The organism is Pectobacterium punjabense (assembly GCF_012427845.1).
Classification (GTDB): Bacteria; Pseudomonadota; Gammaproteobacteria; order Enterobacterales; family Enterobacteriaceae; genus Pectobacterium; species Pectobacterium punjabense.
Window position 1 is genome coordinate 830,216 of the sequence record NZ_CP038498.1, and the last position, 19,100, is coordinate 849,315.

Sequence of the window (19,100 nt, forward strand, 5' to 3'; positions counted from 1 at the left end):
GATATTGCGAATATTTCTTGTTCGGCCACTCCTCTATTAAGAACGAATCGGGTATGATGCCGCTGCCGTCGGCCGTTCATCGGTTGCTCAAAATCCCCTCTGCGTTATCAGCATGTTTATCCTGCTTTTTAACCTCATGCGTGATAACGGTCAGAAATCAGTTTCCCACACAGCTGAAACGATCCCTATAAATAAGTGTCATGATAGATGTAGCGCGATGAGAACGACTCTTTATGCGGTACGCTGTTAATCACTTAAAGATGAGTATCATGAAAATTAAGCAAACATTTACCAGGGCATTACTCCACCCGCGCTATTGGGCGACTTGGTTCGGTCTGGGCGTGCTGTTTTTATTAGTTCAGCTCCCTTACCCGCTGTTGATGAAACTCGGGAGCAGCGCAGGTCGTTTATCCCGCGTCTTCCTTAAGCGTCGGGTGTCGATTGCCCGGCGTAATCTTGAGTTGTGCTTCCCTACAATCTCCGACGATGAGCGAGAAGCTATGATCGATAGCAACTTTGCGTCGCTTGGCATGGCATTGGTCGAAACCGGTATGGCCTGGTTCTGGTCCGATCGTCGTGTGCGCCAATGGTTTGATGTCTCGGGGCTTGAGCATTTGCGGCACGCTACGGATAAAGGACAGGGCGTGATGGTGATTGGTATTCACTTTATGTCGCTGGAACTGGGCGGCAGGGCGATGGGGTTGTGTCGGCCAATGATGGCGATGTACCGCCCGCACAATAATAAAGCGATGGAAATGGTGCAAACCTGGGGACGTTCTCGTTCAAACAAGGCGATGATTGACCGTAAAGATCTGCGCGGTATGGTGCAGGCGCTAAAGCGTGGTGAAGCGGTGTGGTTCGCGCCCGACCAAGATTACGGTCCTAAAGGCAGCGTCTTTGCCCCATTCTTTGCCGTGAAAAACGCGGCTACCACTAGCGGCACATTCACCATCAGTCGCCTGGCAAAACCTGCAATGATGACGACGGTGCTGATTCGTAAACCGAATGCTTTGGGTTACCAACTGGTGATTCAGCCGGAATTACAGGATTATCCTTATCACGATGAACAGGCTGCGGCGTGTTACATGAATAAGGTGATTGAGAAAGAAATCATGCGTGCGCCTGAACAGTATCTTTGGCTGCATCGCCGCTTTAAAACGCGTCCCGCAGGGGAAATATCACTTTACGCCTGATGATTGGGTGAGATGATGTAAGCATGTGCGAAATGGGGTGGCGCTTCGGCGCCATTCTGACAAGACAGTTGCTACGTTTGGTGCAGAAACAAAAATGGCCGCCAGATGGCAGCCATTTTAGGGTGGTTAACGTACTGAGTACGATTAACGGAAGATAGCGTGGGGGTTAACACCGCGATAGGTTTTGCCCAACGCTTTTAATATTTGATTGATTTTGCGGACAACGCGCATCTTTTTATCCCCACGATTCTTAAATAATTATTGGTTAAAAGTACCAAAGTTGATGTTGATGTTTTCAAACATAGCGATGATTTTGTTCAGCAGTTTCATGGTCATTTCCTCGTTGTTAGTTAATTTGTTTTCTGTGATGCTGTTCACGTTTTTAAGAATACTCGCACTGATACGGCTGGTCAACTTTTTTGTGATGGCAATCACAAAAAAATGAACGATCAGTTTGTGAGGAGTAAACCGCTGTTTTGATTTCAGTCTAAAAACCCTTTCTGTTTTTTATTCATACTGGCGCGTTTTCAGCGAGTTGCCTGATTGCACAGTACTTGTACCGATTGCACATTTCCTTAACGGGAAGGTGAAATAGAGATAGGTAAATTGTCTCGATTAGCAGTTGAAATAAGCGCGGGGGAAGCGGGATAATCGTGCGCTTCGCATTACCTGGCACTGTTTATCCGGTGATGTTTTACTTCCGCTTGTTTTTATACCGCTCGTTTTGATCGGGCAACGTTTTCTGGTTCTGCACCCAGCGAGTTAATCGTTTGCGTGCGGAGCCATAGGGTTCATGGCGCGTTCTGTTCATTGCTAATTAGTGTGCTAATGCGCTCGCGGGGCAAGGCTGCGAGAACCGTTCAGAATTGATCGTAAATAATAATGGCATTTCAGGGGATACCACTATGTCAAACACCACCCGTCAGGCAGAGAATGCGGCGCGTCCGCAAGGCGCGCTTGATGCTTTTTTCAAAATTACACAGCGTGGCAGTAACACGCGTCAGGAAGTGTTAGCTGGTCTGACAACGTTCCTGGCTATGGTTTATTCGGTGATAGTCGTACCGGGTATGCTGGGCAAGGCAGGGTTTCCGCCAACTGCCGTGTTCGTTGCAACCTGTTTGGTTGCTGGGCTGGGATCGCTGCTGATGGGATTGTGGGCTAATCTGCCGATGGCGATTGGTTGTGCTATTTCTCTGACGGCGTTCACTGCGTTTAGTCTGGTGCTGGGGCAACAAATCAGTATTCCCGTGGCGCTGGGGGCGATCTTCCTGATGGGGGTACTGTTTACCATCATTTCCGTTACCGGCATCCGTTCCTGGATCTTGCGTAATCTGCCGCTAGGCGTGGCGCATGGTACCGGGATTGGTATTGGTCTGTTCCTACTGATTATTGCTGCCAACGGTGTGGGACTGGTAGTAAAAAACCCGATTGATGGCCTGCCTGTCGCGCTGGGTAATTTTACCTCTTTCCCTGTTGTAATGTCCCTACTGGGATTAGCTGCGACCATTGGTTTAGAGAAACGTCGCGTACCGGGCGGTATTTTGCTGGTTATCATCGTGATCTCTATTCTGGGGCTGATTTTTGATCCGAATGTAAAATATGCCGGTTTCTTCGCACTGCCGAGCCTGACGGCGGCTGACGGTTCGTCGCTGATCTTCAGTCTGGATATCATGGGCGCGTTGCAGCCTTTGGTTCTGCCGAGCGTACTGGCGTTGGTCATGACGGCGGTGTTTGATGCTACGGGGACGATTCGTGCGGTAGCCGGGCAGGCGAATCTGCTGGATAAAGACGGGCAAATCATCAACGGCGGCAAAGCGTTGACAGCAGACTCCGTGAGCAGCATTTTCTCTAGTCTGGTTGGGACGTCACCGGCGGCAGTCTACATAGAATCTGCCGCAGGTACAGCCGCTGGTGGTAAAACAGGTTTAACAGCAACGGTTGTCGGCGTGCTGTTCCTGCTGTTGCTGTTTGTGTCGCCGTTAGCGTATCTGGTTCCCGGTTATGCTACCGCTCCTGCGCTGATGTATGTTGGCCTGCTAATGCTGGGCAACGTATCCAAACTGAATTTTGATGACTTCGTAGATGCGATGTCTGGTCTGGTCTGTGCTGTATTTATCGTACTGACCTGTAACATCGTGACCGGTATCATGCTGGGTTTTGGCGCACTGGTATTAGGTCGCATCTTTTCCGGCGAATGGCGTAAACTGAACATCGGTACAGTGGTTATCGCTGTGGCTCTGGTGGTGTTCTACGCTGGCGGCTGGGCTCTGTAAGTCGTTTTTCTATAAACCTTCGGGCACCGTCCCGAAGGTTTGTTCCGCGCGTTTTCCTTTCTTCTCTCTTTTCCTCTTCGTTCCTCGTGGTATGCCTCCAGAATAGGTGTTTATAGGCCTTTTTATTGGCTTTGGGTTTAAGTTTTTTGTGTGATAATCAACCTTGTTATTAATTTAGGTTTTTCGACCAAAAACCCATTTTCATACCGGGCTAAATGCGCTAAATATGGAAGGGGTGTTTATGTGCTAACAGGCAGAATTTTTTGATTTAGGAGTACGTCTAAGGAAAGCATGGAAATATTTTTTACGATTCTTATTTTGACCCTGGTTGTCTCCCTTTCCGGGGTGGTTACCCGCATTTTACCTTTTCAAATTCCTCTGCCTTTAATGCAAATCGCGCTTGGTGCCATCCTTGCCTGGCCCCAGTTCGGTTTACATGTTGATTTCAATCCTGAGCTGTTTATGGTGCTTTTCATTCCACCGCTGTTGTTTGCCGACGGCTGGAAAACGCCCACGCGTGAGTTCCTGAAGCACGGTCGGGAAATTATTGGCCTGGCACTGGTACTGGTGCTGATTACCGTAGTGGGCATCGGCTATTTCATCTACTGGATGGTGCCGGGCATGCCGCTGATCGCGGCTTTCGCGTTGGCTGCGGTGTTGTCGCCAACGGACGCCGTCGCGCTGTCTGGCATTGTTGGAGAAGGCCGCATTCCGAAAAAGCTAATGGGCATTTTGCAGGGCGAAGCGTTGATGAACGATGCGTCAGGCCTGGTGTCGTTGAAGTTTGCCGTCGCGATTGCGATGGGCACCATGGTGTTTACGGTGTCCGGTGCGACGCTGGAATTTATGCAGGTAGCGCTAGGTGGGTTGCTGGCGGGCGTCGGCGTGACCTGGATATTCGGTAAATCGCTGCGCGTTATTAGCCGCTGGAGCGGTGATGATGCAGCAACGCAGATTGTGTTGCTGTTGCTGCTGCCTTTTGCGTCATATCTGATTGCAGAACACATCGGCGTGTCGGGTATCCTGGCGGCAGTCGCGGCGGGGATGACTATCGGCCAGTCTGGTGTGATCCGTAGTGCACCGCTAACGATGCGGATGCGTGCTAATGGCGTGTGGTCGATGCTGGAGTTTGTGTTCAACGGCATGGTGTTCATTATGCTGGGCCTGCAATTGCCGGACATTCTGGAAACCTCGGTTACGCAGGCGGAGCTGGACCCAACGGTTGAAACCTGGATGCTATTTACCGATATTGCAATCATCTATGGCGCCTTGCTGCTGCTACGTTTCAGCTGGCTGTGGGTGATGAAAACATACAGTACGCATATCCAGAAAAAGCGTCCGATGGTCTTCGCCGAATTTTCCACACGCGAGCTGTGGATCGCGTCTTTTGCCGGCGTTCGAGGCGCGATTACGCTCGCGGGTGTGCTGTCTATTCCGCTGTTGCTGACGGATGGCACGGCATTTCCGTCACGCTACCAGTTGGTGTTTATCGCCACGGGTGTCATTTTGTTTTCTCTGCTCTGTGGCGTATTGGCGTTACCGTTTCTGCTGCGTGGTGTTGTGGTGGCGGACAAAGCAGCGCATGCCAAAGAAATCCGCATGGCGCGTATGGCTGTGGCGGAAGTGGCGATCAAAAGCATGCACAAAATGGAGGAACGTCTGGCAGCCGATCGAGAGGAAAATATCGATGAGCAAGTGCTGAAAGAAGTCAGCGCACGTGTCATCGGTAATCTACGTCGACGGCTAATTAATAAAGACGATCCTGAAAACGGTATGCTGATTGAGGATCTGGAGCGGCGTTTTCGCCTCACTGCGCTAAATTCCGAGCGTGCGGAGCTGTATCACCTGCGAGCCACGCAGCAGATCAGCAATGAAACATTGCAAAAAATGCTGCGCGATCTCGATCTGATGGAAGCGCTTTTGATCGAAAATGAGTAACACCGTGTGAAGCGATCTCCGCTACTGCGTTGATTTATTTATCTTCTCTTTCTTTCCTCTCCATCCCCCTTGCGTAAGCAATGGGGATGTTTTTTATACGCCGGATCTAAGAACAGCGTCAGACGATTGTAAACTGCTTGTCATTAAATGATAATGATTGTTATTATCTGTAGGACTTTTCTTAGAAGTAGAAAAGCCATGAATAGAAAGCTTAGAAACAAAAATCTCTGAAGTAAAAACGGCCCGCACGGTATCAGAACCGTGTGGGATGAATGGCTGTTTGAAGGACCAGATAAAAAATAAATGCCTATTAACCCTAAATTAATGAGGGGAAATCTGCGTTTATAGGGGAACATTTATGCGTGTATTAGTGGTTGATGATGATTCTGTGCTGTGCCATTGGCTGGGGTCTAAATTACATTCCCACGGCCATTCTTGCCGAATGGTGCACGATGGCGCACACGCATTAAAAGCGATCAAGGATGAAGTTTATGATGTCGTTCTGTTGGACAGAATGCTACCCATCATGGATGGATTTACGGTATTACGTGAATTACAAGGGTCTCGTCATCCGCCTATTATGCTGCTTTCGGCTCTGGATCGTGATGTTGATCGCGTCATGGGATTAGAACTTGGTGCGGAAGATTATCTCGGTAAACCTTTTAACTTTAATGAGCTTAGATTACGTCTGGATATTATGGCGCGGCGTAGTAAACGTCATACTGATAATCCGTCAATGCTAACTTTTGAAGATCTGCAACTTGATCGTATGCAGCGTGTAGCATGGCGCGGTAGCAAACGTATCGACTTGACCGATAAAGAGATCAAGTTACTGATTATATTAATGGAAAATCCAGGCCAGGCAATTACGCGCACGATGTTGTTAGAGCGAGTATGGGGCTATAATTTTGATCCGCAGACTAACCTCATCGATGTTCATATGTCAAAGCTGCGGGCGAAAATTGATAAAGGGTTCCCTCGTCCATTAATTAAAACGTTGAGAGCAATGGGCTATGCATTAGGCGCGGTAGATAAGGGTAAAACCGATGTTGGCAGCCACGCTGAATAAAATAAAAATAAAGAGGCTGGGGCAGCGCTGGCAGATAAAAATAAAACATTGGCAATTACTTGGGGCAAGCCAATATCCTGGCTTCTTATGCACCTCTAATTTTCGCCAGGCAATAACCATTGTTTTTCTGTTCTTATTAATGATGCTGATGTGTATTGTCGGCTTCAGCTCATTAAGTGAAACATTGATTAGAACGCATGTTCGCGAAGTTATTTTGGGTAATATTTACGATTACTCAATGCAGTCGCGTTTAACGAATGCCGATAGCCTGATTACGCAATTGCGGCAGGATAATCGCGCAAAGGGTGACGAGTTACCGCTGTTTCTGGTGATGGATAAAGAGGGTGGTATTCTGTATCACAATCATCCATTAAAGGTGCATCCATTAAAGCCGGACCCATTAATACCGCATCCCACAAACATGCATCCTCTGGAAATGCGGCAACATACCGATTGCCAAATGGATGTCAGCTGTCTCAAGGCCGAAATTTCCAGCCCGGACGATCCTAATCTGATTGGTCTGTCTGTCATGTTAGATGACGGAGGCGTGCTATTCACCGCGTACAATATTCGGCCCATGTTGGAGCGGGTGAGAACGATTCCGCTGGTAGCAGGGGCTGGTCTGTTTGTTGTTCTGCTTTTCTGCCTGTTTGTCAGCCGCCATTTCAGCTTACGTAGCTTACGCAGTGTGGAGAAAATTCGCACGGCTTTACATCGCTACAGCAGCGGTGAGCAGCAGGTACGTATGCCGTTGTCGCCTTACGACGATGATTTTGACAGCCTGAGCGCCGATATTAACCAGAATCTGGAACGTATTGAGCGACTGATGGAGCAGGTGCGTAATACATCGAGCCATGTTGCACACGAACTGCGTACGCCGTTGACGCATTTACAAAACCGCCTGTTTAACCTGACAGAGCGGACAGGGCTGGATAACGACATTCGTGATGAATTGAATTTGGCCGTGGATGAGGTGCACAAAATTCTCGGGCTGTTCCGCACCGTGATGCGTATCGGTGAAATTGAAAGCGGGCGCTGCGTGCACCAGTTTGAGAACATTGAAGCGCGCCAACTGCTGGAAGAAATTGCGGAATACTATCAACCGCTGGCGGAAGCTCGGGGCTGCCAACTGAAGATTGAAATTAAGTCAGGCATCCAACTCTTCGGCGATCGGGCGCTGCTGTTTCAGGCTCTGGCTAATCTGGTAGAGAACGCGCTGAAATATGCGGCTCAAGGGAAATACATCACGTTGAGTGTGACGCTTTATCGCGGTTGGATCGCGCTGAGCGTTGCTGACCGTGGGCCGGGCATTCCGCCCGCACTTCATGCTAAAGCGCTACAGCGCTTTCAACGGCTGGATACCTGGTTTCAGTCTGGTTATGGTCTGGGGCTATCTTTGGTTCAGGCGATTACCGATCTACATGGTGGAAAACTTTACCTGGATTCCTCCGAGCCGGGCTTGAACGTCTACCTCTGTCTTAACCGATGTTAATCCATTCGTTGGTTAATACCCCGCGCAATAAGCGATCACATATTGCTTACTACGATGTTCCTCTCATGATTTTTTATGAATATCCCTGCAAAAAATATGAATATTTATCAGTTTTATCGGTAAGGTTAAAATATGTTAACTATTGATTTGTATCGATAATTATTTGTATGGAAAGATTAACGAATATTAATGTTCTGCTGCTTGCGGCGCTTGATAATAAGTCTCATTATTAATCTTATTATCATCATGGCTCCCCCCGATTTCCAAGTAAGCCATGATTTCTTTGGCGGCGGATAGAGAATCTTTCCATGAAAAACATGAAAACAAAATTACGTTCTTTCCTGCGTGACGAAAGCGGTGTAACGGCAATCGAATACGGCATCCTCGCGGCGGCAATGGCGGCGGCCATCGGTGCTATTTTCGGCGGCGACGGTATCTTCGTGAAAGCGCTGAATGAAAAATTCACCCAAATCGCCGATCAGATTACCGGCACGGGTACGACGGGCGGTGGTTCATCCGGCGCTGCGAAATAACTCACGCAAGATGACGGATTACACGCACTGGCTACAGATAGCGCTACTGGTAGGGTGCTTGCTGTGGTGTATCAGCACCGATCTGTTAGTACGAAAAATTACCAATCAGGCGGTATTGATTTTATTGCTGGGCTGGCTGTTCTTCAGCGCTTTACATGTCCTGCAATCCGGTGCGTTAGATATGTCGGCATTACGGAAAATGCTATGGGCGTTGCCCGGTGCGGCGGTCGTTCTGGTTGTGGGATTTTTACTTTTCCTCACGGGTAGATTGGGTGCCGGGGATGTGAAGTTGATGAGTGTGCTGTGCCTGTGGGTTGGGCAAGGGCACCAGATCGTTTTCGTCATGGTAACAGCGCTGGCTGGCGGTGTTTTGGCATTGAGTCTGCCTCTGCTTAATACCGTGCCGACAGCGGTTGCGTTGGGCATCCAAACCACTAACCGGATATTCAAGAGTCGGCTGCCTATGCCACCCGCGTTGCCCGCCGATCTTTCTCAAGGCATACCTTACGGTGTCGCGATTGCATTTGGCGCGATATATGTCCTGATTTTTCCTTTGTTTTAATTCCGTCGCAGCTTTAAGACACACACGCTAGGGTAGGCCAGTTGAAATGAAAGTGAACTCTACATACGTACTGTCAGGCGCGCTCGTTCTGGCAGGTATTGTTGCGTTAATGGTACGCAGCCATCTCTCTTCTGCACCCCCACCGCCGCCTCCGGTTGTTGTTCAGGCACCGGAAAAAACGGCTATTTTGGTGGCGGCGAAAGATCTGCATCCCGGTGATTTTATTGATTCCGCATCACTGCGCTGGCAGGTCACTGAGGAACCTGTTTCCCGTACGTTTAACTTTGTTCGCGGTAAAGACAGCCAATCACTGCTATTCGGTGCGACGCTGCGTGAAACCGTGACAGAAGGTTCCGCGCTGACAAGTAACGTGCTGGTGAAGCCGAATGAACCGGGCTTTGTCGCAGCGGTCTTGCACAAAGGGATGCGCGCCATTTCTGTTCCCACCAGCGCCGTTGCCAGCAGCGCTGGCCTCGTGACGCCAAACGATCGTGTAGATGTGATCCTCAGCATGAAAAGGGACGATCAGCCTGAGTTACCGCCAAGCCGTACGCAACCCGTAGTCATGCCGCTGCTGGCATCACAAACCATTGCGCGTGATTTACGCGTGTTGGCGCTGAACGATAAAGTTCACTCCCCTGTTTACCTACGTGCAGATGTTGCACAAGACGATGTGGCGCTTGATGCCGCAGCCAAAAGCCGTGAGCCTGCCGCAGGTCCTCGTGCGCGTTCCGCTACCTACCAAACCGTTACGCTGGAAGTGACACCGCAGCAGGCTGAGGTGTTGGCCGTGGCAAAAGAGCTGGGCATTCTGCATTTAGCGTTGCGCAGTGCCGAGCAGGATGATGCGGTTGATTCGCTGACCGGGCGTCCGCTGGTGACCACCGTGCCACAGGCGACGGATATCTACGGTGCATTATCCGCCGGAAGTCACAAGGTAAAAGTCTATCGCGGTGAACAAAAAGACGTGGTCGCGTTCCCTGCCCGATAGGACGAACACGTAATCTGACAGCCTGCGGAGAGCCGTGTGCTGATCGTAGAAAAATAAAGCCCATTACGGAAATTAAGTAAATGACGATGTTTTCGCTGTTTTTGAAATCGGACGCTCGGGGAACGTGCAAACGGTTGCTGATTGCCAGCCTGTTTAATGCAGTATTGCCTGTCATGCTGATGTTGCCTGTGACCACGCAGGCTGCCGGGGTGTCTGAAGTCGCTGAAACCAATGTGGTGCACCTGACCGTGCATCAGGGGCGGTTACTCCAGCTTGATGCGTTGCCGGACAGCGTGCTGGTGGCCGATCCGAATATTGCCAGCTTTGAACTGCCTTCACCGGGGAATCTGTTTGTTTACGCCAAAAGTGTCGGTACGACCACGCTTTATGCGATGGACGAAAATGGCAATGTCATCAACGCCATTCGTCTGGTGTCTGAACATGATTTGAAAGCACTGGGTGAACGCATGAAGCGTGAATTCCCCGGTGCGGATATCCAACTGGAAGCTTCGATCCCGAGTGGGGTCATTGTACGCGGCAGCGTCGATACCCCGCAGGATGCTAAACGCGTCATCGACAGTATACAGGCTTATATCAGCGCGTCCTCAGGCGGGCAGGGCGGTGGTGGTGGCGGTGGCGAAAAATTGCCGGGCTCCAGCGAATCCTCCGGCAAGGTGATCAACCAGCTGAAAATCAAAACGCCTTCGCAAATCAATATTCAGGTTCGCGTGGTGGAAGTGTCCCGCAAGTTAACCAGTGAACTGGGCTTCAACTGGGCGGCATCACTGAGCACCGGTAGCGGCAACATGACCGCAGGCAGCGGTTCGCGTCTGAATCTGTTCAACGCCACAACCGGAAGATTTGCTAACCCAACGGATTCTGGCTTCCTGAACTTCGGCCGCTCCAGACTGAGTGGATTGTTAACCGCCATGAATCAGCAGGGCATGGCGACCGTATTGGCCGAACCCAACCTGACGGCGATGTCAGGGGAAACCGCCGCGTTTGCTGCGGGTGGTGAAGTCCCCATCGTCCTGATCACCAACAACAGCGTCAGCATCGATTACAAATCCTACGGCGTCATTCTGCGTATGACGCCAACGCTGCTGTCTGCTAACCGTATCAGCCTGCACATTGCGCCGGAAGTCAGTGAACTCACGGACGTCGGTTCCGTACAGCTGGAAGGCGGCTCACGTATTCCAGCCTTAACGGTACGTCGTGCGGATACCACCGTAGAGCTGGCCAGCGGACAGAGCTTTGCGCTGGCGGGCATGTTGCGTAGCGCCGGTAGCCAGACAATCAACGGCGTGCCAGGGCTGAGTAGCGTCCCGATGTTTGGCCGCCTGTTTGAAAGCGAAGCCACCAGCCAAGAAGAAACGGAACTGGTGATTATCGCGACCGCTTATGTGGTTGAACCGGTTAATGCAGGCGATCTTCAGACGCCGGGACAAGGCGTGAAAATGCTGGATTCGTCCATGCCACGTTCTGCATCTATCGGCTATCTCTACTGAGTTCGCGAGGGGAAATAACACATGAAAACGATTAATAGCAACCACCCTCCGTTTCGTCCTCTGCCCCTGCGTGCAGCGGTGCTGACCGCCGTTTTTCTGCTGGCAGGCTGCGGATGGAATAAACCGATTAACGATGTACGTATGCAGCGTTTTGACCAACCTGCTCTGCAACCCATCGCCGTCCAGCCGTCATCGGTGTCCATGCCGTTAGTGGCTGCGCCGAACGGGCGGGGCTTCCTCCCTGAGTCGTTAAAGCAGCTCAACGTCATGTTGAAGGATCAGGGGCGGTTATCGGCACAGACGATCACGCTGATTCCGCACAGTGCGAGCGGTGAGCAGATGGCTGGAAGATTAGCGACCGTGCTTAAAAACGCTGGTGCTAATCCACAGAACGTGAAACAGATGCGCCGTTCTACGGCGAGCGGTCAGAACGGCGATCTGGAAGTGATCTCCGAGGCACTGGTGGTCAAAGCCACCCGTTGTACGATTAATGATCCCAACCAGTTGATGGTGAAGCCCTATGAGGCGATTGGTTCTCTCGGCTGCGCCACGCAAAACAACCTGGCGATGATGGTCGCCGAGCCACGCGATCTGATTCAGGCGAAAGCGCTGGATGATGCGGATGGCGTAGCGGCGGTGAATAGCATTGAACGCTATCACAAAGGTGAAGTGAAAGAGCTCATCGACATTAACTTTGAAGAAGATTAAGGGCGTGACATTCCATGAGTGAAATTACCCCTAACGATGGTGAAGAACTGGCGCTGCCGCTGGTCGCGTTCGCCAATGACGTGCGCGATGTGGCCGATATTAGCGATCTCTTCACGCGTCTGAAACAGCCGGATGTTCCGGTGATGCCCGGTGGTATTACCGCTGCTCGTCAGTGGTGCGAACTGAATGTGCCACCACACATTTTACTGGTAGATCTGGAAGGGGCGCATTGGCCGCTTCCGGCTCTGGAAGAGTTGCTGAGCGTCTGCGGCCCCACCAGCCAAGTGATTGCGACGGGCAAAGAGCAGGATGTTGGCTTGTACCGCGCCCTGCTTCAGGCGGGCGTGGTGGATTATCTGGTGAAGCCGTTCACGCTGGATCTGCTGGCGGCAACGCTGGCGAAGTGCGAAGGCGAGCAGTCTGGGCCGGAATATGCCCGTACTGGCAGGACGATTGCTGTCGTCAGCGCCAGCGGCGGAAGCGGCGGAAGTACTGTCGCGATGGGACTGAGCCGTCTGCTGTCCGGTGAACGTCATTTACCTGTGGCACTGGTGGATTTTGACCGTCGTAACGGTGACCAACTGCTGTTGCAGGGGCAAACCGATGATGCGGGGCTGGCTGCGGTGTTGGGGACTCAGGAACTGGATACCCGACTGCTTCAGCGCGCGATGTTGCGTGTCGATACGCGTTTGCACCTGCTGGCACAGAAGCCAGAACTGGGTGAGCTGAGCCCGGTTGACGTAGATAACGTACTGAATCTTGGCGGTGCGCTGTGCCGCATGTTCAATCAGGTTATCTGGGATCTGCCCAGCAGCTACCCGGCAGGGGCGCTGGATGTGCTGACCTATGCGGATCTGCGCATTATCGTGACGGAATTGACGCTTCAGGATGCACGCAATGTACGGCGCGTACTGAATGAGATCGGTGATGAAAGCGAAGGGCAGCGTTTGCTGTTGGTGCATAACCAGAGCCGCTTTGCCACGACTGCACCGCTGAGTCGCGATCAGTTCGAACAGTTTATTGGCCGGAAGATTGATGTCGTGCTGCCTAATGCCGGTCATGCGCTGGCGCAGAGCCTCGCTCTCGGCGCATTAAATTTCGCCGCAGCGCCTGCTTTCCAGCAGGGATTACGCCAACTGGTCGATTTAGCCTGCGGTGTACGCGCCAGACAGGCGGAAAAACGCTGGTTCTCGCGTTGGTTAAAGCGAGCCTGATGATGTTCAGCGGTCGGCGTTTCTCAAAGGGTTAACCGACTATTTTAGGGTTACGGACTGTTTTTTGGGTTAAGGATTATGTTGATTCGCAAGAATAACCTGCAAAAAAGTGAAGCAGGAAAAAGCACGCCTCAGCCTGCGCCTGCTGCCAATGTGGCAGAACTGAAAACGCGTCCTGCTGCGGAGAACCGCACGCAACCTGCGGCAAATACGTCTTCAGGATCGGCTACGCCAGCAGCCCGCCAGACGGACAACCGGACGAGTCAGCGCCGTATTATCCGTGCACAGCTTTACGATCAGATCGACGCGGGTAAAGCGGCGATGATGGGGCGTGACAAGCTGCTGGTACAGATCGAAACGGTCATTCGCCGTATCTGTGATGAGCAGCGCTTGCAGCTTTCTCGACAGGAAGAGGAAGCCATCGCCACCGAAATGTTGGATGAGATGACGGGGATCGGGCCGATCCAGCCGTTGCTGGCGGATGATACGGTCAACGATATTCTGGTTAACGGTGCAGGTCAGGTATTTGTCGAACGTTTTGGCAAGCTGGAGCTGTCGCCGATTACCTTCATCGATGAAGAACATGTTTTTAATACCGCGCAGCGTATTGCAGCGGCGGTCGGGCGGCGTATCGATGAAGCTAGCCCAATGGTGGATGCGCGTCTGCCTGACGGTAGCCGCGTTAACGTCATTACCTATCCGCTGGCGATCGACGGCACCACGATCTCAATCCGTAAGTTCATGCGCCGCAACCTGTCGCTGGAAATGCTGGCGGAGCGCCGCTGTATGTCCTATGCGATGGCGGATGTGCTGAACAAAGCCATGCAGGCGCGCGTTAACGTGATCGTTTCTGGCGGTACGGGGGCGGGTAAAACCACTTTGCTGAACGCGCTGTCGCAGAAAATCGGCAGTACCGATCGCATCATCACCATTGAAGATGCCGCCGAACTGCAATTGCAACAAGAACATGTCGTGAGACTGGAAACCCGCCCTGTCAGCGCCGAAGGTACAGGCCGCATCGATCAGCGCGATCTGATGCGTAACGCACTGCGTATGCGCCCTGATCGTATTATTTTGGGTGAGGTGCGCGGTGGCGAAAGTTTCGACATGTTGCAGGCGATGAACACCGGCCATGACGGTTCGCTATGTACGGTGCACGCCAATACCTCGCGTGATGCGATACAGCGTCTGGAAAACATGGTGATGATGGCGAACATGCAACTGCCGCTGATGGCGATCCGTCGGCAGATCGCCAGCGCCGTTCACCTGATCGTGCAAATCGAACGTATGCGTGACGGCATGCGCCGTGTCGTGTCCATTACCGAAGTCTGTGGCATGGAGAATGAAGTGATCCAACTTCAGGATCTGTTCAGCTTCAATATCCAGGGGATGGATGGACAGGGTCTGTTGACGGGTGAATATGTGCAGCACATACAGCGCCCGCAGTTCTACAGCGATAAAGCGCATTTGTTTGATGCGCAGTGATGGGCTGAGGAGACGCTGATGAGTGATTTACGCCTGAATCTGATTACGCTGCTGGTGTTTTGCAGCGTGCTGATGCTGCTTTTGGCGGTCAACGCCTGGAGAAAATCACGTCAGCAACGCATGCAGCGTGAACAACGCTGGCAACAGGTTTTGAACGAGGTGAGTCCATCGGTAGCCGCCGTGGCGTCTGATTCAATCCTGCGTGACGAGATTAAAACGCCGCTGATGGGAATTCCTGTTATCGGGCGCTGGTTAGCGATCCTCTGGGCGCAGATGGCGTTTATTGGCTGGAAAAAGAACCTGCTTCAGCGTTCCCTCGCGCTGGCGGCAGCCAGCCTGATACTCGGTATGATCCTGGGGCAACGTACTCTGCTGCCGCTTACGATGGGGTTGATATTTACACTGCTGTTGTTTGTCAGTATCGGCATGCTGATGTTTCGATCGACGTTGCAAAAGCACCTGAAAGCGTTACGTGAGAGCCTGCCTGAAGCGATTGATGCGATTACGCGTAGCTGCCGTGCGGGTGTGCCTGTCGCGAATACTTTCTCGATTGTCGCTGAGCACCTGACCGGGCCGCTGGCGAATGAATTTAAGACGATCGATCACTGGCTGCGGCTCGGCATCCCACTGCGTCAGGTGATTCAGGCCTCGGCCACGCGAGTGCCGATGTCCGAATACCGTTTCTTCGTGGTGATTCTGATCATCAATCAGGAAGCGGGTGGACGACTAGGTGAAACGCTTGAGCGTTTGTCCGCTACGCTGCGTGACCGGCGGGAACTGCAACTTAAAGTGCAATCGAAAACCTCTGAGGCACGTGCATCGGCCAAGATTGTCGCCGCATTGTTTCCCGGCTGTTTGGCCTATCTGTACATGAAATCGCCGGAGGATTTCAGCTTTTTGTTCTCCGATCCGGTGGGGACAACGGTACTGATTTACGCCTTATGCAGCGTTTCGATCGGCATGCTGGTGACACACGTTATGGTTAAACGGATAGGGTAAAGGGTGAGCCACTCATGACTGTTTTTGACGATCCTTTACTGCTGCTGGCGCTCGTGCTGATGGTGGCTGGAATCTATCTGGCCCGTACGCATCATAAAACACAGCAATACAAGCAGCTGGAAATTCGCATGCGCGGGCATCTGCCCACGGCCTCTATAGAGGCGACCTCTCAGGAAAACATCCTGAGAGGTCAGGGAACAACCCTTTCCCCCCTGCTGGAAAAGCTGTTGCAGCCCCTTGCCACACAGGGGGAGCGTCTGTCGGGAGCGGAACGCGATCGTCGCAATCTGCGCCGCCTGCTGGATCTGGCAGGCCTCCGCCGTAACGAAGCGGTGGGCTGGCTGGTCATGGGGAAATTTGCCGCCGGCGCGCTGCTCGCGATCGCTCTGGTGTGGGGATGGCTGCCACCTGCTGACCGTGCTGGCCTGACGGGAGTCGCTGCGGGACTCATTGGCTTCTTTGTCGGCTCTATGGTGCCGGAGTGGTGGCTGAAGTGGCGTGCAGCAAGTCGAGGTGAAAAGCTGGCGCGTGCGGTGCCGGATGCACTGGATCTGATGGTGGTCTGTGCCGAAGCCGGTTTGCCTATCGGGCGTGTATTGCAGGTGGTGTCGAAGGAGTTGGGGCTATCGTCACCGGAAATGGCGGATGAACTGCACTACACCGCTGCCGAACTACAGATCCTGTCGGATCGCACGCTGGCGATGAAACATCTGGCAGAGCGTACCAAAGTCAGCGAGATCGAAAGCATGGTCGCAACACTGATTCAGGCGGAGCGCTACGGTACGCCGCTGTCTCAGGCGCTGCGTACGATTGCGGATGAAAGTCGCAAGACGTTGATTTTAGGGTTGGAAGAGAAGGCGGGCAAGTTGCCTGCGCAGTTGAGCGTGCCGTTGATGGCGCTGATCCTGCCACCGATTATCGCCATCATGGCATCACCTGCACTGGTGCGGGTGGTCCGCCTGCTGGCGCAGTAGCGTTTTTTTAAAATATTGATTTTAAAAGTATTGATTTTAAAACATCGATTCCCGATATGCGCTGGGAGTCGCAAGGGTGACAACCGATGGAGTTATCGAAGATGGTCGATCTGGTAGCAAAACTCAAGCGCGGTGCGCCCATGCTGGCACTGCTGATCGTCAGTACCGTGCTGGTGGGATGCGGCAGCTCAATGGCGATTAAGGGCAGTAAGGATGAAGGCCTGCGTCTGGCACGCCTACTGCGCGATCAAGGGCGTGTTGAAGCGGCGACGGAAGTGTATGCGCGCCTCGATAGCCGTGATGCGCTGAAAGGGGCTGAGATGCTGGAGTATGCCAGTGTGGCTGCTTTAGCGCGTTCGCCGCAGCAAACGCTGGAATTATATGGACGAGCACGTCAGGCGCTGGGCGGTGATACCAGTAAAATGACGAAGGAAGAAGCGCTGGCGGTGTGTCTGGGAATGGGACGTGCACAGCTTGCGCTGGGACGTAATGCGATGGCGCAAACTGACTTTACCTGTGCGCTGAAAGCGCAGCCGAACGACGCAGGCGCACTCAATGGCATGGGTGTGGTGATGGATGCATCGGGCAAACATGCAGAGGCGCGTCAGCTGTTTGAAAAAGCGCTACAGGTGAATCCGGCAGATATCGCGGCGCTCAACAATCTGGCGCTCTCATGGCTGGCAAGTGGCAATGCGGACAAAGCGATTTCCCTGCTGCGTTCGGTCGATGGCAGTAACGCAACGGGCAAGTTGAATCTGGCGCTAGCCTACCTTGCTGGTGGCAGAAACGATGAGGCACGTGCGGCGTTGACAACCATTGCCCAGCCGCAGCGTATTGATGGACTGATCGATGAGTTGAATCAGCGTTTACAGCAGATGCAGCAGGATAAATCTCGTGGCGAAGCGCTGCTGTTATCCAGTCGTCAACGCCTGCAATTGAGTTCGCCTGAGTAATGGCGTGGTTTCACCGTCGTTCCTCCACGCGTGATGCAGGCAGAGTGCAAGGAATCGTGCCGCGTCAGGATCGCAACTGGCGTAGCACATGCGGCGTAATCGCGACTGAAGTGGCGTTTCTGGTGCCCGTCGTGCTGGTTGGCGTGATGATGCTGTTTGAACTGGCACGTATCGGGCTCGTGATCGCCATCGGCAGCGCCGCGCTGGATAAAGCGGTACAGACTTTTCGTCTTGATAACCTTGTATCGGACAGTGCGGAACAGATGGGAACCCGACTGAAGGCGCGCATGATTGAGGCCGGTTATGGCTACCTCAAGGAAGACGATTTAACCGTTAGCGTGTTGCACTTCGACAATCTGACTCAGCTTGGCGGGTTAACAAACGGAAATAGCAGTCAGGTCGATCCCGATAGCGAGGCAACCACGACGTTGCCCGTGTGGTCCGTGACGGTGCAGATCAAAAAGGCGTTTATTACGCCGTTGCCGGAGGTGTTAACGCTGGGTGACACTTTCCGCTACCAGTACAAACATGTGTTCGGGACGGAACTGCGTAATGACTGATCGCTTATTGAAACCCCGTCATGTGTTGCATATCAGCCGCTTCCTGAGCAGGCTCCGCGGCTTCTGGCATTCTTGCCGTGCTTCTACTGCGGTAGAAACGGCGCTGGCGTTTCCGATCGTGCTGGCGATAGGTTCGCTGTGTGCGGATATTTACACCGTTGGGTTGGAGCGTACGCGAATGGAACAGCGTGCGGGTGCCATTGCATCAATATTAGCGATGCAGCAGGCGCTGGATGAGCAAGGGCTACAAGGCTTGCTTGATACGGTGTTGCCAACGGAAGGAACGGGAAATTACCAGTTGTTAATCAGTAACGTGCGCCAGACTGGCGAACTGTATTGGCAATTAAGTCGAGGGACGGCGGCAGCACTTTGCGCCGAAAGCGAGACGCTGCCCGGTCAAGAATATACGCCTGAACTGCCGGAAAGAGACCGGGAAGAAGGCAGTAAGAACACCTCTATGATGGTAGTCGAAATCTGCCGTGAGGGGAAAGATGTCGGGTTGTTGGGGGGCTTGTCACTGGGCGGCATGTTGCATGCTTCATCCATCAACCGGGTGGCTATTGGCGTGGTGACGCTGGATGAGACACTCAGAAAAGAAGCCGGATTAGAAGAGGATGAGCGGAACCCGTAATCCCGAGCCGGAATAAT

Annotated in this window: 17 protein-coding genes; all 17 read left to right on the forward strand. The window is 52.6% G+C overall.

The window, feature by feature from the left end; all coding sequences use genetic code 11:
- Window positions 1-269 precede the first annotated feature (269 nt).
- The 17 genes from lpxP to E2566_RS03840 all read left to right on the forward strand — a co-directional run bounded on the left by lpxP (window position 270) and on the right by E2566_RS03840 (window position 19,083).
- Window positions 270-1,193: a kdo(2)-lipid IV(A) palmitoleoyltransferase gene (gene lpxP, locus E2566_RS03760; RefSeq protein WP_107167837.1), complete on the forward strand. Its 924-nt coding sequence runs from the start codon at window positions 270-272 to the stop codon at window positions 1,191-1,193.
- Between the two features lie 905 nt (window positions 1,194-2,098).
- Window positions 2,099-3,466: an NCS2 family permease gene (locus tag E2566_RS03765; protein ID WP_107167836.1), complete on the forward strand. Its 1,368-nt coding sequence runs from the start codon at window positions 2,099-2,101 to the stop codon at window positions 3,464-3,466.
- Window positions 3,467-3,757: 291 nt separating this feature from the next.
- Window positions 3,758-5,404, forward strand: coding sequence for a Na+/H+ antiporter (locus E2566_RS03770; RefSeq protein ID WP_107167835.1), 1,647 nt, complete (start codon window positions 3,758-3,760; stop codon window positions 5,402-5,404).
- A 358-nt stretch (window positions 5,405-5,762) separates the two neighbouring features.
- Complete coding sequence (locus E2566_RS03775; protein ID WP_107167834.1) at window positions 5,763-6,473, forward strand: response regulator transcription factor; 711 nt, start codon at window positions 5,763-5,765, stop codon at window positions 6,471-6,473.
- A complete protein-coding gene (locus E2566_RS03780) occupies window positions 6,451-7,965 on the forward strand; it encodes a sensor histidine kinase (RefSeq protein WP_107167833.1) in 1,515 nt (504 codons plus the stop codon). Before E2566_RS03775 ends, E2566_RS03780 begins: the two co-directional genes overlap by 23 nt.
- Window positions 7,966-8,273: 308 nt before the next feature.
- A complete protein-coding gene (locus tag E2566_RS03785; RefSeq protein WP_005971678.1) occupies window positions 8,274-8,498 on the forward strand; it encodes a Flp family type IVb pilin in 225 nt (74 codons plus the stop codon).
- Window positions 8,499-8,508: 10 nt separating this feature from the next.
- Entirely contained in the window at window positions 8,509-9,060 is a 552-nt protein-coding gene (locus E2566_RS03790) for an A24 family peptidase (protein ID WP_107167832.1), read from the forward strand.
- Window positions 9,061-9,106: 46 nt separating this feature from the next.
- On the forward strand, window positions 9,107-10,051 hold the full coding sequence (gene cpaB / locus E2566_RS03795) for a Flp pilus assembly protein CpaB (protein ID WP_107167831.1): 945 nt from the start codon (window positions 9,107-9,109) through the stop codon (window positions 10,049-10,051).
- 80 nt (window positions 10,052-10,131) lie between these two features.
- Window positions 10,132-11,559, forward strand: a complete 1,428-nt coding sequence (locus tag E2566_RS03800) for a type II and III secretion system protein family protein (protein WP_107167830.1) — start codon at window positions 10,132-10,134, stop codon at window positions 11,557-11,559.
- Window positions 11,560-11,580: 21 nt separating this feature from the next.
- Complete coding sequence (locus tag E2566_RS03805; RefSeq protein ID WP_107167829.1) at window positions 11,581-12,267, forward strand: CpaD family pilus assembly protein; 687 nt, start codon at window positions 11,581-11,583, stop codon at window positions 12,265-12,267.
- 14 nt (window positions 12,268-12,281) lie between these two features.
- A complete protein-coding gene (locus E2566_RS03810) occupies window positions 12,282-13,481 on the forward strand; it encodes a hypothetical protein (protein WP_107167828.1) in 1,200 nt (399 codons plus the stop codon).
- A 78-nt stretch (window positions 13,482-13,559) separates the two neighbouring features.
- On the forward strand, window positions 13,560-14,966 hold the full coding sequence (locus E2566_RS03815; RefSeq protein ID WP_107167827.1) for a TadA family conjugal transfer-associated ATPase: 1,407 nt from the start codon (window positions 13,560-13,562) through the stop codon (window positions 14,964-14,966).
- An 18-nt stretch (window positions 14,967-14,984) separates the two neighbouring features.
- Window positions 14,985-15,965 (forward strand): type II secretion system F family protein, encoded by a 981-nt coding sequence (locus E2566_RS03820; RefSeq protein ID WP_107167826.1) that lies wholly within the window; start codon window positions 14,985-14,987, stop codon window positions 15,963-15,965.
- Window positions 15,966-15,979: 14 nt separating this feature from the next.
- Window positions 15,980-16,939 carry a type II secretion system F family protein gene (locus E2566_RS03825; RefSeq protein WP_107167825.1) on the forward strand — a complete coding sequence of 320 codons (960 nt, stop codon included), beginning with the start codon at window positions 15,980-15,982 and terminating at the stop codon, window positions 16,937-16,939.
- A 101-nt stretch (window positions 16,940-17,040) separates the two neighbouring features.
- Window positions 17,041-17,892 carry a tetratricopeptide repeat protein gene (locus E2566_RS03830; protein WP_107167824.1) on the forward strand — a complete coding sequence of 284 codons (852 nt, stop codon included), beginning with the start codon at window positions 17,041-17,043 and terminating at the stop codon, window positions 17,890-17,892.
- A complete protein-coding gene (locus tag E2566_RS03835; RefSeq protein ID WP_107167823.1) occupies window positions 17,892-18,452 on the forward strand; it encodes a hypothetical protein in 561 nt (186 codons plus the stop codon). Before E2566_RS03830 ends, E2566_RS03835 begins: the two co-directional genes overlap by 1 nt.
- Window positions 18,445-19,083: a TadE/TadG family type IV pilus assembly protein gene (locus tag E2566_RS03840; RefSeq protein ID WP_107167822.1), complete on the forward strand. Its 639-nt coding sequence runs from the start codon at window positions 18,445-18,447 to the stop codon at window positions 19,081-19,083. Before E2566_RS03835 ends, E2566_RS03840 begins: the two co-directional genes overlap by 8 nt.
- Window positions 19,084-19,100 lie beyond the last annotated feature (17 nt).

Coding starts and splice junctions, on each gene's coding strand:
- lpxP (WP_107167837.1), top strand. CDS start 270: ATGAAAATTAAGCAAACATTTACCAGGGCATTACTCCACCCGCGCTAT.
- E2566_RS03765 (WP_107167836.1), top strand. CDS start 2,099: ATGTCAAACACCACCCGTCAGGCAGAGAATGCGGCGCGTCCGCAAGGC.
- E2566_RS03770 (WP_107167835.1), top strand. CDS start 3,758: ATGGAAATATTTTTTACGATTCTTATTTTGACCCTGGTTGTCTCCCTT.
- E2566_RS03775 (WP_107167834.1), top strand. CDS start 5,763: ATGCGTGTATTAGTGGTTGATGATGATTCTGTGCTGTGCCATTGGCTG.
- E2566_RS03780 (WP_107167833.1), top strand. CDS start 6,451: ATGTTGGCAGCCACGCTGAATAAAATAAAAATAAAGAGGCTGGGGCAG.
- E2566_RS03785 (WP_005971678.1), top strand. CDS start 8,274: ATGAAAAACATGAAAACAAAATTACGTTCTTTCCTGCGTGACGAAAGC.
- E2566_RS03790 (WP_107167832.1), top strand. CDS start 8,509: ATGACGGATTACACGCACTGGCTACAGATAGCGCTACTGGTAGGGTGC.
- cpaB (WP_107167831.1), top strand. CDS start 9,107: ATGAAAGTGAACTCTACATACGTACTGTCAGGCGCGCTCGTTCTGGCA.
- E2566_RS03800 (WP_107167830.1), top strand. CDS start 10,132: ATGACGATGTTTTCGCTGTTTTTGAAATCGGACGCTCGGGGAACGTGC.
- E2566_RS03805 (WP_107167829.1), top strand. CDS start 11,581: ATGAAAACGATTAATAGCAACCACCCTCCGTTTCGTCCTCTGCCCCTG.
- E2566_RS03810 (WP_107167828.1), top strand. CDS start 12,282: ATGAGTGAAATTACCCCTAACGATGGTGAAGAACTGGCGCTGCCGCTG.
- E2566_RS03815 (WP_107167827.1), top strand. CDS start 13,560: ATGTTGATTCGCAAGAATAACCTGCAAAAAAGTGAAGCAGGAAAAAGC.
- E2566_RS03820 (WP_107167826.1), top strand. CDS start 14,985: ATGAGTGATTTACGCCTGAATCTGATTACGCTGCTGGTGTTTTGCAGC.
- E2566_RS03825 (WP_107167825.1), top strand. CDS start 15,980: ATGACTGTTTTTGACGATCCTTTACTGCTGCTGGCGCTCGTGCTGATG.
- E2566_RS03830 (WP_107167824.1), top strand. CDS start 17,041: ATGGTCGATCTGGTAGCAAAACTCAAGCGCGGTGCGCCCATGCTGGCA.
- E2566_RS03835 (WP_107167823.1), top strand. CDS start 17,892: ATGGCGTGGTTTCACCGTCGTTCCTCCACGCGTGATGCAGGCAGAGTG.
- E2566_RS03840 (WP_107167822.1), top strand. CDS start 18,445: ATGACTGATCGCTTATTGAAACCCCGTCATGTGTTGCATATCAGCCGC.